Source organism: Arthrobacter sp. Y81 (genome assembly GCF_002929335.1).
In the GTDB taxonomy this organism is placed as follows: domain Bacteria; phylum Actinomycetota; class Actinomycetes; order Actinomycetales; family Micrococcaceae; genus Arthrobacter.
Genome location: NZ_PJIL01000006.1, coordinates 157,606 through 170,973 on the forward strand (window position 1 = coordinate 157,606; position 13,368 = coordinate 170,973).

Annotated in this window: 12 protein-coding genes; 2 read left to right on the forward strand and 10 right to left on the reverse strand. The window is 65.6% G+C overall.

What is annotated here, in order from left to right; genetic code table 11:
- Positions 1–90: 90 nt before the first annotated feature.
- Together CXQ91_RS10225 and CXQ91_RS10230 are read right to left on the reverse strand one after the other, a co-directional pair.
- The gene (locus CXQ91_RS10225; RefSeq protein WP_104173814.1) at positions 91–345 is read right to left on the reverse strand and encodes a hypothetical protein; all 255 of its coding nucleotides are present in this window, start codon (positions 343–345) and stop codon (positions 91–93) included.
- A 74-nt stretch (positions 346–419) separates the two neighbouring features.
- On the reverse strand, positions 420–641 hold the full coding sequence (locus CXQ91_RS10230) for a hypothetical protein (protein WP_104173815.1): 222 nt from the start codon (positions 639–641) through the stop codon (positions 420–422).
- Between the two features lie 580 nt (positions 642–1,221).
- Between CXQ91_RS10230 and CXQ91_RS10235 the strand changes: the two genes are divergently transcribed.
- Both CXQ91_RS10235 and CXQ91_RS10240 read left to right on the forward strand, forming a co-directional pair.
- Positions 1,222–2,814 (forward strand): MFS transporter, encoded by a 1,593-nt coding sequence (locus tag CXQ91_RS10235; protein WP_104173816.1) that lies wholly within the window; start codon positions 1,222–1,224, stop codon positions 2,812–2,814.
- A 136-nt stretch (positions 2,815–2,950) separates the two neighbouring features.
- A complete protein-coding gene (locus CXQ91_RS10240; RefSeq protein WP_104173817.1) occupies positions 2,951–4,006 on the forward strand; it encodes an FUSC family protein in 1,056 nt (351 codons plus the stop codon).
- Between the two features lie 11 nt (positions 4,007–4,017).
- On the opposite strand, the gene CXQ91_RS10245 is transcribed toward CXQ91_RS10240, so the two are convergent.
- The 8 genes from CXQ91_RS10245 to CXQ91_RS10280 all read right to left on the reverse strand — a co-directional run bounded on the left by CXQ91_RS10245 (position 4,018) and on the right by CXQ91_RS10280 (position 13,190).
- Positions 4,018–4,794, reverse strand: a complete 777-nt coding sequence (locus CXQ91_RS10245; protein ID WP_104173818.1) for an SDR family oxidoreductase — start codon at positions 4,792–4,794, stop codon at positions 4,018–4,020.
- A 60-nt stretch (positions 4,795–4,854) separates the two neighbouring features.
- Positions 4,855–6,708 (reverse strand): IucA/IucC family siderophore biosynthesis protein, encoded by a 1,854-nt coding sequence (locus tag CXQ91_RS10250; RefSeq protein ID WP_104173819.1) that lies wholly within the window; start codon positions 6,706–6,708, stop codon positions 4,855–4,857.
- Entirely contained in the window at positions 6,705–7,268 is a 564-nt protein-coding gene (locus CXQ91_RS10255; protein ID WP_104173820.1) for a GNAT family N-acetyltransferase, read from the reverse strand. The genes CXQ91_RS10250 and CXQ91_RS10255 overlap by 4 nt, the downstream gene beginning before the upstream one ends.
- Complete coding sequence (locus CXQ91_RS10260) at positions 7,265–8,695, reverse strand: lysine N(6)-hydroxylase/L-ornithine N(5)-oxygenase family protein (RefSeq protein WP_258073926.1); 1,431 nt, start codon at positions 8,693–8,695, stop codon at positions 7,265–7,267. The genes CXQ91_RS10255 and CXQ91_RS10260 overlap by 4 nt, the downstream gene beginning before the upstream one ends.
- On the reverse strand, positions 8,692–10,281 hold the full coding sequence (locus CXQ91_RS10265; protein WP_374953646.1) for a pyridoxal phosphate-dependent decarboxylase family protein: 1,590 nt from the start codon (positions 10,279–10,281) through the stop codon (positions 8,692–8,694). Before CXQ91_RS10265 ends, CXQ91_RS10260 begins: the two co-directional genes overlap by 4 nt.
- A gap of 181 nt (positions 10,282–10,462) precedes the next feature.
- Positions 10,463–10,894 (reverse strand): ATP-binding protein, encoded by a 432-nt coding sequence (locus tag CXQ91_RS10270; RefSeq protein WP_104173821.1) that lies wholly within the window; start codon positions 10,892–10,894, stop codon positions 10,463–10,465.
- Entirely contained in the window at positions 10,894–11,223 is a 330-nt protein-coding gene (locus tag CXQ91_RS10275) for an STAS domain-containing protein (RefSeq protein ID WP_104173822.1), read from the reverse strand. The genes CXQ91_RS10270 and CXQ91_RS10275 overlap by 1 nt, the downstream gene beginning before the upstream one ends.
- On the reverse strand, positions 11,220–13,190 hold the full coding sequence (locus tag CXQ91_RS10280) for a glycosyltransferase family 2 protein (RefSeq protein WP_104173823.1): 1,971 nt from the start codon (positions 13,188–13,190) through the stop codon (positions 11,220–11,222). The genes CXQ91_RS10275 and CXQ91_RS10280 overlap by 4 nt, the downstream gene beginning before the upstream one ends.
- Between the last annotated feature and the right edge of the window lie 178 nt (positions 13,191–13,368).

A 13,368-nucleotide genomic window follows, 5' to 3' on the forward strand; every position in this document is an offset into this window, starting at 1 on the left:
TGGGCGCGGAAATGCCCTGACGCCCACCTCCTGCAGGGTGGGCGTCAGGGCATGGCGGGGATCGCCGGAAGTGCGTCCGGTCCCGTGTCCTTAGTCGTGGTGCGGAAGCTGGGGCCGGCTGGTCCGGTGGATAGCTCCCACCGCAGTCTCGTGATCGCGGCCATGCAGGGTAGCGCGGTCCTTCGGGTGCTTGTGCTTTCCGCTTCCGTCCGGCCACTTGGGGCCATTAGCCGAGGCCGGGACCGCGGCGGGCTCCGTTTCAGGAGCCGGCACCTCGTCCATGGAATCAGCCAAGTGGCTGGCCAGTTCCGGCTCGAGCTGTCCCCCAGGATTTTTCTCAGCCATTGTGCTCTTCCTTTCCGCGTTGAAATGAAGTGTCCACCAATACTAGGTCTGCAGGAACTGCTTGTCTGCAGGAACTACCAGCGGACTTTTTTCTCGGCAGGGCCTTGCTTGCCGCTTGCGTGCGTGGGTTTGTGGCCGTGCGAAACGCTCTTCGAAACGGCGCCTCCACGGGATTTGCTGGCCAGCATTTCCCGCTGGGCGTCCGTCAGCTTGGACTTGATGCCCCCGGCCGCCGGCGCCCCAGCCTTGGGGTCAGTTGCGGGCTCGGCGTTCTGGCTGTTGGTTTTGTCGGTCATGGAAGCTCTCCTTGTGGGACGGAATCGGGTGGCGGTGATGAGATGCGGACGCACACGCTGGAAGATCGCGGTGGAGAGATCGCGACGACGGGGTCGCCAGGAGGGATCAATGCGGGCGTACGCCTCGACTAGCGCGGATGGCTGGCGAATACAGCAGGCGGGACAGGCCAGCAGGTACAACCGCTGACGGCCGCGGGCCTATCCAAAGATCAGTGTTCCCATGGCTCAACCTTAGACAGTGATCCGGTCCGTTGGAAACCCCCGTTTTGGATGGATTCCTGTACCGCCCGAACGCGGCCTGCCTCCGGGTGCAGGGGCCGGATTCCGGCGCATTTTGGCGTTTTTTCGGCCTGCCGGCGGAAAAGGTTTGGTAACGACGCCCGGCACCGCCGGATTTCCAGTGCTGGCGCGGTGAAACGGCGCAAAACAAATTCGGCTTTGGAGCCGAATACGGCCCTGAAACGCGGGATCATACGCCACTGAACTCGGAAACGCCATGGAAATCGCGTAAAATTGAAAGCCTGCCCGGAGCGGGGCAGCTACAAGTCGCAAGCAAATGACCTCCACAGGAGCAGCCCAAATGCCCAAAGACCGAAGCATGACCGACTCTTCAGCAGGCGTGAACAACGCCCGCGGGACCAACAATATTTTGACTGAGGGCGTTACGCCCCAAAGCGCCAAGAAGCCGAGGCTGTTGCCTCGCCGCAGGCTCAAAGTCTCCGACATCAACGTCGTCAACAAGCCGATGCTTAAGAAGGCACTCGGCGGAACCATCGTGGGTAACACCATGGAATGGTACGACGTCGGCGTGTTCGGCTACCTGATCACCACCATGGGACCGGTGTTCCTGCCTGAGGCTGACAAGTCCGTGCAGACCCTGTTCCTGCTGGGAACCTTCGCCGCCACCTTTATCGCCCGTCCGCTGGGCGGAGTCATCTTCGGCTGGCTCGGCGACAAGATCGGACGCCAGAAGGTCCTCGCCGCCACGCTGATGCTGATGGCCGCCAGTACTTTCGCCGTCGGCCTGCTGCCCGGCTATGCGCAGATCGGCATGTGGGCCGCGGCCCTGCTGGTGCTGCTCAAGCTGGTCCAAGGTTTCTCCACCGGCGGTGAGTACGCCGGTGCCACCACCTTTGTGAGCGAATACGCCCCGGACAAGCGCCGCGGCTTCTTCGCCAGCTTCCTGGACATGGGCAGCTACCTCGGCTTCGCCCTCGGCGCCGCCCTCGTCTCCGTGCTGCAGCTGACCCTGGGTCAGGGCGCCATGGAGGAGTGGGGCTGGAGGATCCCGTTCCTGGTTGCCGGCCCGCTCGGCCTGATCGCGGTCTACTTCCGTAGCAAGATTGAGGAATCCCCGCAGTTCCAGGCCACCCTGGATGCCCAGGAGAGCCTCGCCAAGGACGCAACCGCCTCGGACACCGCAGCCTCCAAGGGCCCGGTGGGCATCGTGAAGGCGTACTGGCGCTCCCTCATCGTCGCGATGATCCTGGTTGCCGCCGCGAACACCGCCGGCTACGCACTGACCTCCTACATGCCGACGTACCTGACGGAGTCCAAGGGCTACGACGAGGTGCACGGCACTCTGCTGACCATCCCCGTCCTGGTCATCATGAGCCTCTGCATCCCGCTGACCGGCAAGCTCTCCGACCGGATCGGCCGCCGCCCCGTGCTGTGGATCGGTGCCATCAGTACCGTCTTCCTGGCCACCCCTGCGTTCCTCCTGATCGGCGTCGGTGAAGTCTGGTCCACGCTGGCCGGCCTTTCCCTGATTGCTTTCCCGGTGACGTTCTACGTGGCGAACCTGGCTTCGGCGCTGCCGGCACAGTTCCCGACTGCCAGCCGTTACGGTGCCATGGGCATCGCCTACAACTTCTCGGTGGCAATCTTCGGCGGAACCACGCCGTTCATCGTGGCAGCACTGATCACGGCCACGGGCAACGACATGATGCCCGCGTACTACCTGATGGCCACCTCTGCCATCGGCGCCGTCGCGATCTACTTCCTGAAGGAATCGGCCAACCGACCGCTGCCGGGTTCCATGCCCAGCGTGGACACCAAGGCTGAAGCCCATGAGCTCGTGGCCACCCAGGATGAGAACCCGCTGATCGATCTGGATGACATGCCTTTCGAGGATCAGGCCCCGGAGCCCGAAAAGGTTCCGGCCAGGGTCTGACCGACCTTGTAGTCCAGACCCCCGCCCGGTGAGGCCTGCCTTGCACGATGTTCCTTTGTGACAGCGTGCAAAGCAGGCCTCTCGCGCGTCTGGCAGACTTTTTGACGGCAGCAAGCACAGAAGAAGGGAGGTACGCATGATCGACGCCGGCATGCGGCATCTCCGCGCCCTGCATCGGCTTGGCCCCGCCAACAACGATCACCTATCAGCGCTGCGCGTCGCCGTGAGTGTGGCGGTTCCGTCATTGGCCCTCCTCTTCCTGGGCCGCCCTGAGCTGATCATCTACGCCGTCTTCGGCGCCCTGACCGGGATGTACGGACGGTCCGAGCCCCACCAGCTCCGCCTCGTGCACCAGGCGCAGGCCGCACTCGTCCTGCTCAGCGGGGTTGGCGTGGGCATCTTCCTGTCCGTCAACCACCTCCATTCGTGGTGGCTGGTGGGAGTGGAGGCCGTACTGGCCGGCGTTGGCTCGGTGTTCTCCGACAGGGTGAACCTGAAGCCCAACGGTCCGTTCTTCGGCATCCTTGCCCTGGGCGCCTGCGCATCCGTCCCCACGACGGTCCCCTGGTTCGCGGCGCTACTCATCGCCGCCGCCTCCGCTGCGTTTTCATTAGTTATAGGGTTTGGCGGCTGGGTCCGCGGCCGCAGGTGGCAGCCCGGAGCGGCCCGGACTGCGGTACCCCTGCGCGGACCGCGCAGGCAGGCTGCCATGATCCACGCGGCACGATACGTCGGGGCCGTGGGAGCCGCCGGCGCCATCGGCGTCCTGAGCGGCAGCGGCCACCCGCACTGGGCCATGGCCGCCGCCGCGGTTCCCCTCGCCGGGGCCGACCTGCCCAGCAGCGTGCACCGCGGGCTCCACCGCATCATGGGGACTTTCCTCGGGCTGGTACTGGTCGCCGTCGTGCTTCTGCCGGCCCCGTGGGCCCCGCTACAGGTCTTCCCGGGGGCGGAAGCCGCCGTGCTGGCGTTGCTGGTGATCATTTTCCAGTTCACCACTGAGCTTTTCATGACCCGGCATTATGGCCTGGCCATGGTGTCCTTCACTCCCGTGATTCTGCTCATGACGCAGCTTGCTGCTCCGGCGGATCCGTACGTCCTCATCACTGAACGGGCCGTGGAAACGGTTGTCGGAGCGGTGGTCGGCATTCTGGTCATTGTGCTGGTCCGGCGGCGGCGCCGGATTAACTGAGCCCGTGTCCCCTACTTCGCGGGCCTCTTCGCCGGACCTGAGGTGAACCGCGCCGGCAGCATGCGCGAAACGCCGGCCACTATCTTGTACCGCTTCGTGGGGATGGAAACGGCCCGGCCGCGGTCGTTGTCCGCCAGCCCCTCCCGGACCACCCGTTCGGCGGACAGCCACAGCCAGCGCGGGGCCGTCGTTTTGTCCATGCCCATGCGGTCATGGAATTCGGTGTGGGTGAAACCGGGGCACACCGCCGTGACTTTCACTCCGCTGCCGGCATAGGCCAGGTTGGCCCAGCGACTGAAGGTCACCTGCCAGGCCTTCGCCGCCGAGTAGCTCCCCCGGTTGGCAAAGGCGGCGACGCTGGCCACATTGATGATCCTGCCTGAATGGCGCGCCAGCATGCCCTGCAGGGCCGCGTGGCACAGTTCCATGGGCGTTTGGACATGCAGCCGCAGGTGCCTGCGTTCCTCCTCCAGGCTGTTCTTATCGAAAGGCTTCAGCAGCCCGATCCCGGCGTTGTTGACCAGGATTTCCACCGGCCGCGACGCGTCGGACAGGCGTTCGACGACGGCGGCCACCCCGGCGTCGTCCGTCAGGTCCGCGGGAAGCACCTCAGCGGTGATGCTGTAGTTGTTCTCGAGTTCGTGCGCGGCGGCCCGCAGCCGTTCCCTGTCGCGGGCGACCAGCACCAGATGGTGGCCCTGCTCTGCCAGCTGGCGGGCAAATTCGGCGCCAAGGCCAGCCGTGGCGCCGGTGATCAGGGCTGTGGGTCCGGGAACTTGTTCCGTCATGGCAAGATCCTAGCCGGGCGGGCCCGTCCGCGCTGCTGGCGGGCCCGCCGGTCGGGCATCCTAGGCGAATTTCGCCAGCGGGTTCTCCAGCCTGCCGGCCATCTGCAGGCCTCCGGACGGGTCCGTGAGGTCCAGCATCTGCTGGTTGTTGCGCAGCTGCAGCCTGTTGAGGCAGGAGAACTGGAAGTCCGGCGCGAACAGATCGTGGCGGGCAAACTGGTCCGCCAGTTCCGGGTGCTCTGCCTGGTAACCGTGAACGGCCGCAGCCGCGATGCGCCAGAATTCGTCGCCGCTGAGCACGCCGTCCTCCTCCAGGAGGGCGCCGAGGAAGCGGAAAATGCAGTCGAACACATCGGTGAAGATGGCCAGCACCTTCTCCCCGTCGGGAATGTCGACCTTGATCCGGGACACGGCCTCCGGCAGGTCAAGCCTGTCCCCCATCACGACGATTTCCTCGGCGATGTCCTTCATGACCGCCCGGACCGGCACACCGTTTTCCAGGACCAGGATCACGTTCTCGCCGTGCGGCATGAACGCCAGCTCATAGCGGTACAGGCAGTGCACCAGCGGGACGAGGTACGCCTCGAAATACCGTCGCAGCCACTCCCCGGCCTGCAGGCCGGACTGTTCGATCAGCGCTGACACCATGGGATTGCCCGCCGCGTCGACGTGCAGGAGCGAGGCCATGGTGGCCAGCTGCTGTCCGTCCTCAAGCAGCTGCAGGGGACTTTCCCTCCACAGGGCGGACAGCATCTTGCGGTACGGGGAACCCTTCGCGGATGCCGCTTCGTAATAGCCATTGTGGTACCCGATGGCAGCCACTTCGCGGATCATGGCGAGCCCTCGGTCCTGCAGGGCCTCGTCGCTGACGATCAGTTCCTGGAGCCAGTCGTTGATGGCCGGTGTTGCCTTCATGTACTCCGGCGACAGGCCGCGCATGAAGCCCATGTTCAGGACGGACATGGCCGTCTTCACGTAGGCCTTTTCTGGTGCGGCCGTGTTAAAAAAGGTCCGGATGGACTGCTGTGCCTGGTAGCTGTCCGCCCCGATCCCGAGGTGGACGATGTGCTGCTGGGCAATTTCGGCGGCAAAAGTCACCGTCAGCTTGTTCTCCCACTGCCACGGGTGCACCGGCATCAGGAAGTACCGGGCCGGGTCGAGGCCGAGCGCGCCGAGTTCGGCGTCGAAGTAGGCCAGGGCCCCCGCCCCCAGTTCGGCGTCCAGGTGGGCGGCATAGTCCAGCCCCTCGCTGGAGGTGAACACCGCCTTGCTCCGGTGGACCGCGATCCATTCCAGCTGCACGGAGGCGCCGGTTTCCGGAGCAAACGCACGGTAGTCGCTGATGCCGAAACCCAGCCGGCCGTTGTTTGCCACGAAACAGGGGTGGCCTTCGGTCATGCTGCGTTCAATGGCCTGGAAGTCCGTGGCGACGTCCGCTCCGCGGGTCACGCCGGCTGCCAGTTCAGCGGACGACGGCTGGCCCATCCACTGCTTGTACGCATGGCTGGAGAGCGTGCTGCTGATCTCCTCAAGGTACACCGGGAGCATCTCCTCCCGGATTCCCAGGGCGTCGCGGAATTCGGTGATGAACCGGAGCGCATCCAGCGGCGCGTCCTGGCCCCCGCGGCTGCAGCTGATGGAGGCGGCATCGACGGACCAGTGGTCGAGGTGCAGGACCCTGGCCGAGAACCGGTATTCAACCGAGGCGTCAACGCTGAGCACCCGGTATTCGTGGCCTGTACTCCCGGACGGGTCCCCTGCGCTGGTCCGTTCCGGGCTGAGGATCCGCTCGTGGGAGAACTCGGCGAGCGCCTTGCGGACCAGGTGCCGGTTGGCGGCCGCCCAGCGTTCCGGCGTCAGATGGGTTGCGGCGGTGCCTGCGGTCAGGACGGATTCAAGTTCAGCGGTGGTCATAGCGATGCTCCCTGGTGGATCGGGGATGAGTGTAGGGCTGCGCGGGCCGAGTGGAAGGCCTCACGGGTGCAGAAGCTGAGGAGCGCCTGCTTGTCCGGAAGGGTCACTTCCCCGGCGGGCTGGAAACCCAGCCGCGCGTTGAGGACATGGATTTTGTGGTTCCGGGCGTCGGGCTCAACAACCACGCGCTCCACCTTGTCCTTGGCGAAGAGCCTGTCCAGGACTGTTTCCATCACGGCGGCGGTGTAGCCGGTCCGCGGCGGGCCGTCCGGCGGGGCGACGAGGAGGTGCATCCCAATGTCCCCCGGCTGGACGGCGTACAGGCCCGCCAGCGGCGACAGCACCGGAAGGTACTCCTCCATCAGGAAGGCGGGGACGCCGTCGTCGAGCCCCAGCAGCGCGTGGTGATGCCCACTGGACTGGATTTTGGAGTATTCCTCCACAACGTCGTCAACGGTGGCGGACTGCATCCCCCAGAAGGCGGCGTACGGCCGGGTCACCCAGCTGTGGAGGAGTTGCGCGTCGGCCTCCGGGTCGAGGCAGCGGAAGGTGAAACTCACGCGTGCACCCCAGCTGATTCGCCGAAAGCCGCTTCGCGGACGCCGGGTTCGCGGACGCCGGCCGGGAACTCCGGCTGCTCCTGCACGCCGAACTCCTGGAACGCGATACTGCGCTCCACGGGATAGACCTCGCGCCCGGCGATCTCGCGCAGGATGCACGAGTTGCGATACGCCGCCATGCCCAGGTCCGGCGTGACGAAGCCGTGGGTGTGGAGCTCGGCGTTCTGGACGAAGATCTCGCCGGGTTCGACGCCGGTGCTGTAGTTGCGTTCGACGGCGAACCTGCCGGTGCTGTCCCGTGCGATCCGGTCCTGCACGCCGGCAAGGAATTCCGGCTCGCGGTAGCCGTAGCCGGTGGCAAGCACCACGGCTTCGGTGTCCAGCGAGTAGTCAGCGCCCTGTTCCTCGTGCCGCAGCGCCAGGGTGTGGGACCCGGCTGCCGGGTCCCACGATGCCCCGGTGAGCGCCGAGTGCGTCAGCAGCCGGGTGTCCACGATCCCGGAGAGGCTCTTGGCGTACAACAGATCGTAGATGGCATCGATGAGCTCGGAGTTGATGCCCTTGTACAGGTTTTTCTGGCTCTTGATGAGGCCGTCGCGCTGTTCCTGCGGGAGCCCATGAAAGTAGTCCACGTATTCCGGCGACGTCATTTCCAGGGTGAGCTTGGTGTACTCCAGCGGGAAGAACCGGCCGGACCGGGTGACCCAGTTGAGCTGGTACCCGTGGACGTCGATCTCCTGCAGCAGCTCGTAGTAGATTTCCGCGGCGCTCTGGCCGCTGCCCACGATGGTGATGCTCCGCTGCTTCTGCAGTTCAGCCTTCCTCGACAGGTAATCGGCATTGTGGAGGACAAGTCCCCCTCTGTCGTTGGCCGCCGCGTCCATGATGCCGTCACAGGCCGCGGGCACGTAGGGCGACGTTCCGGTGCCAAGCACCAGCCGCCGCGCGCGCAGCACCTCGGACCCCGCGGGACCGTCCACGGACAGTGTGTACACACCGTCGTCGTACGTGATCTCCCGGACGTCCGTGCCGAACCGCACCGAATCGAGCTGGCCGGCCACCCACTGGCAGTACTGGTTGTACTCGGCGCGCAGCGGGTAGAAGTTTTCCCGGATGTAGAAGCGGTAGAGCCGGCCGGTCTGCTTGAGGAAGTTCAGGAACGAATACGGGGACGTGGGGTCCGCCAGCGTCACGAGGTCGGCCATAAACGGGACCTGCAGGTGGGCCGGTTCCAGCATCATCCCGGGGTGCCAGTCGAACGAGTCGCGGCGTTCCAGGAACACCGCATCCAGACCGTCCACCGGCTCGGTGAGCGCGGCGAGCCCCAGGTTGAAGGGCCCGACGCCGATTCCGGCGAAGTCGTAAATGCGGCCCGCGCTGGCGGTGCCGGTGCCGGCTGCAGCAGTGTTGGAATTGGCGGCGCTCACGCTGCGGCCTCCTGTCCGGCAAGCAGGGCTGCGCCGGTGCCGCGGAGCAGGCTGATGATCGTGTTGATGTCTTCAGGTGTGGCCTCGGCGTTCAACAGCGTGAACTTCAGGTAGTGCCGGCCCTCCACCTTGGTGCCGGCCACCACGGCCGCACCCGAGGCAAACACGGCTGCCCTGATGGCGGGATTGAGGGTGTCCGCCGCATCCTCGTCCAGGCGGGTACCGTCCGCCAGGACCGGGCGGTAGCGGAACACCAGCGTGCTGAGCTGCGGTTTGGCAACGAGCTCAAAGTCGGGGTCCGCGTCCAGTGCCTGCCCGGTACGGGCGGCAAGGTCGATCGCTTCGTCCAGCAGGGCACCCACCGCGTCCGCTCCCATGATCCGCAGGGTGAGCCAGAGCTTGAGGGCATCAAAGCGGCGGGTGGTCTGGATGCTCTTGTCCACCTGGTTGGGGATGTCCGCCAGCGCGGCGCTCTCCGGGTTGAGGTAGTCCGCATAATAGGTCACGTGCCGCAGCATGGCCCGGTCCCGCACCAGCAGGGCACTGGAGCTGACGGGCTGGAAGAAGGTCTTGTGGAAGTCCACGGTGACCGAGTCGGCCAGGCCGATCCCGTCCAGCCGGTGCCCGTAGCGGCCGGAAACCATGAGCCCGCCGCCGTAGGCGGCGTCGACGTGGAACCACGCCCCGTACGCCCTGGCGAGGGCGGCCAGCTCCGCGAGCGGATCCACCGCGCCGAAATCCGTTGTCCCGGCGGTTCCCACCACGGCCATGGGGACAAGCCCGGAACTGGCGGTCTCCGCGAGCGCGGCGGCCAGGGCGGTGGGGTCCATGCGATGGTCCGGCCCGTACGCGACCGGCACGACGGCGTCGTAGCCCAGGCCCAGCATGGACGCGGACTTGCGGATGCTGAAGTGGCTGTCCTCGGAGGAGAAAATCCTCAGTTTGTCCAGCAGCCCGGGCAGCCGGAGGGTTTCATTGCCGGGAAGCTTCCGCAGCCCGGCCACCGCGTGGTTGCGGGCAATGAGCAGCGCCTGGAAGTTGGACTGGCTGCCGCCTGACGTGAAGACGCCGTCCGCCGCATCGCCGAGGGACAGCCGCTCCGCCGTCCAGTCGATGAGCCGGCGCTCGATCATGGTGGCACCCGCGCTCTGGTCCCAGGTGTCCATGGACGAATTCACCGCGGAGAGGATGCTCTCCCCCACCAGCGCCGGAATGACCACGGGGCAGTTCAGGTGGGCGGCGTACTTCGCGTCGTGGAAGTAGACGGCGTCCTGCAGGTAAACCTCTTCGAGTTCCGCCAGCGCGGCAGCAGTGTCCGGCAGCGGGCGGTCCAGGTCAACGGCGCCGACGCGTGCTTTGAGTTCCTCGGGCCCGACGCCGGTAAACGGCTTGGTGGTCCGCTCCAGCTTGGTGGCCACGGCATTGACGCCCTGGAGCACCTGCGCCACGTAGCGGGGTGCGTTGCGGGAGTTGAACAGGTGGTTGGTGGCGGAGAGGGCAAGCTCCACCCGGGAGCCGAAATCATGCCCGGCAGCCGGGGCAGGCAGGTCCAGGATCTCATCATCCACACGGGGCAACAGCGTCACAGGTTTTCCTTTGGTAGGCGGTTGGAGGCGCGCTAACGTAGCAAGGCAAGCCTTACTTAGGTGAACCTTTTAGTCAAACTTTTGTGAGCTAATTGCTAATTTGGCGGAAATCCGGGGTTCTTGCGGCTCAAAGGAACGTCATTGACTGTCGCCCGGGCCTCGGCTGAGGCACAATATGCGGCTACTGGGGTGCGGTGGCCTCTGATTTGCGGCGGCAGAGCAGCGTCCACCGGTTCCCGTCGTCCTCCTTGGCATAGGAAAACTGGTCCAGTGCCACCTTGGCGAGGGCCAGCCCGCGTCCACTCGCGAAGAGGTCATCCGGCAGTTCGGCCCTGGACAGGTCTATGCCGGCCGGCCTGGCGTTGTCCGTGAATTCTGCATACAGCCGCTCCGGTTCGCATTCCACCGCTAGGACGAACCGCACCGGGTCGGTGCCGGACGGCCGCGAGTGCTCAATGATGTTGGACGCCACCTCAATCAGTGCGGTTTCGAACCTGATGCGGTCCATGAGTTCGATCCCGGGTTCGCCCTCCCAGAGCTCCCCGAGCAGGTCATGGACCAGCTCCAGGCTGTCGGGCACCGCCGCGGCACGCAGGCTGAACCGGCTGCCCATCAATAGGCCCCGTCCACGGAGGACACCGGCTGCAGCACCTTGTTGAGGTTGGTCATTTCGAGGACCGCGGTGATCTGCGCCGTGGGGTTGGCCAGCCGAAGGTCGCCGCCCGCCTGCCGGGTCTTTTTCAGGCCCGTAATCAGGGCACCGAGGCCGGACGAGTCAATGAAATCAGTACCGGCCAGGTCAACCACCAGCCGGACCGTGCCGTCACTGATGAGCGCATCGATGTTGGCGCCGAGGTGCGGCGCCGAGACCATGTTGAGCCGGCCGACCGGCCGGATCACGCCCACTCCGTTGGCCAGGGTCTCGTTGTTGAATTCGATCACGGATTTCCTTCTTTCTTTTTGGTGCTGTCCAGCCAGGCATCGTAGCCGGGGTAGCGAACGGCCTGGATGACCACGCTGAAGATCAGCAGGTCAAAGGCTATCCACACAAAATTGACGGAACTGCCCAGGAGGTCCCCCTGGCCCAGCAACAAACGGATGGCGCCCACCACGGCCGCCAGCACCAGGACAGCCATGGCGATCAGCTGGGGCCGGACCAGGTGCCACGGCAGCCGTTTGCGTGCCTGCAGCGTCTTGGGTGTGACCCGGAAATCCAGGTCCCTGCCCAGGAACACGTTCCCGAACGCGGAGGTAACGGACTTGATCCACGTGGGGAACAGCGCCAGCGAGTACTGCTGGCCGCGCCACGTCTTCACGCCCCGCCCCACCACGAGGAACAGGATCTGGTTGACCACCAGGAAGGGGATGAGCCGGAGGAAGAACTCGTTGCTCAGCGACTGCACGGGCAGGATCCCCAGGATGAGGTAGATGACCGGTGCCGCGATATAGGCCACGGCGGCGAAGCCGGCGAGGTAGCTCCACATGGTTGCCAGGTACATCAGCCGCTGGGCCAGGCCCAGCCCTCTTTGCAGCAGCGGGTTCTCCCGGAACATGACCTGCATGGTGCCCTGCGCCCACCGGAGCCGCTGGGTCAGCATCGAGTCGAGGTCCTCCGGGGCCAGGCCGTCAGCCAGCTTCTCGTGGTGGTAGGCAGATTCCCAGCCGAGGGAATGCAGCCGCATGCACGTGGCCATGTCCTCGGTGACGGAGATCGTGGCGAGCGGCATGACGGCCTGCGCCTCGCCGGCCTTCTCTGCGTTGACGGAATCGATCAGCACGCGGACGGTTTCCACCGCTCCCAGCGGGGACCAGTCCCGTTGCGACAGCCTGTCCAGGGCAACGTCGTCGACGACGGCGAGTGAACCGTCCACGTCGATGGTCCGGGACAGCCCCTCAATGGAGTTCAGCTCCGCGTGCAGCGCCGCGAAGTCTTCCGCCACCAGGTTCCGTGCCACTGTGTCCACCCGTTCCTGGAAACGGTAGGTGACGTCGGCGATGGCCTGCCCTTCGCTGAGCTCCCGCCGGACCTGCCGGAGGTCCGCCGCTACCGTGGACAGGGCGGCCGCCAGCCGTTCCTGCCCGGGGCCAAGCTGGCGCCTCGCCTTCGCCACGACCTTATCCGCCGTCCGGAGTGCCTTGTTCAGCGCCAGCTCGGTTTCCGAGACGTAGCGCATAACGCCCAGCTGCATCAGGGCTTCCCGGCGGATGATCGCGTTTGAACCGCAGAAGAAGGCGGCGTTCCAGCCGTCCTTCCCCTGCTGGATCGGCCCGTAGAACAGTGGCGCCTGGCTGCCCAGCGGATCGTGGGGCGGGACATTCACGAACACCTGGGGTGTTTGCACCAAGGCCATCTTGCGGTCGTTGAAATAACCGAGGGTGTGGTCAAGGATCCTGGGGTCCGGTACTTGGTCGGCATCCAGGATCAGCATGAACTCGCCGTCGGTGGCGAGCAGCGCGTTGTTGAGGTTGCCTGCCTTGGCGTGGCGCGGGCGGTTGGCCCAGTCCTCGGACCGGGTGATCCAGCCGATGCCTTCCGCTTCAGCGATGGCCCGCAGTTCGGCCCGGTTGCCGTCGTCCAGGATCCAGGTCCTGTGCGGGTACGCGATATTCCTGGCGGCCCGCGCCGTTCCCATCACGAGGTCCAGCGGCTCGTTGTAGGTAGTGATGAACACGTCCACCGTCAGGCCCGCAGGCGGTGGCGGCGGAGTGTCCCGTTGCCTGTAACGCCACATGGTGACGCCGAACAACAACGAGTCCAGCAGGGAGTAGGTCTCGGCCAGGACGAGCGGTACCGCGATCCACCAGGCGTCCCAGTTGACGGACACCATCCAGCGCCAAATGATGTAGTTCAGGCCCAGGATGGCCGTCGCCAGGACAATCAGCCGAATGGCAAGCTGCCGCGATGTCATAGCCCGGCTGTCCCCCTGGGTCCTGGTCGGTTCGGTCAGCCGCCCGGCGGGGATCCGACTCCAAAGTGAGACCAACGGAGCGGAATAGACGGACTGTCCTGAGTCAGTCCAACCTTATCCGCCCGCCGCGAAAACGGCTAAGGTCGGAGCGAAAGTGTCCGTCGAAAATGAGGCGGGC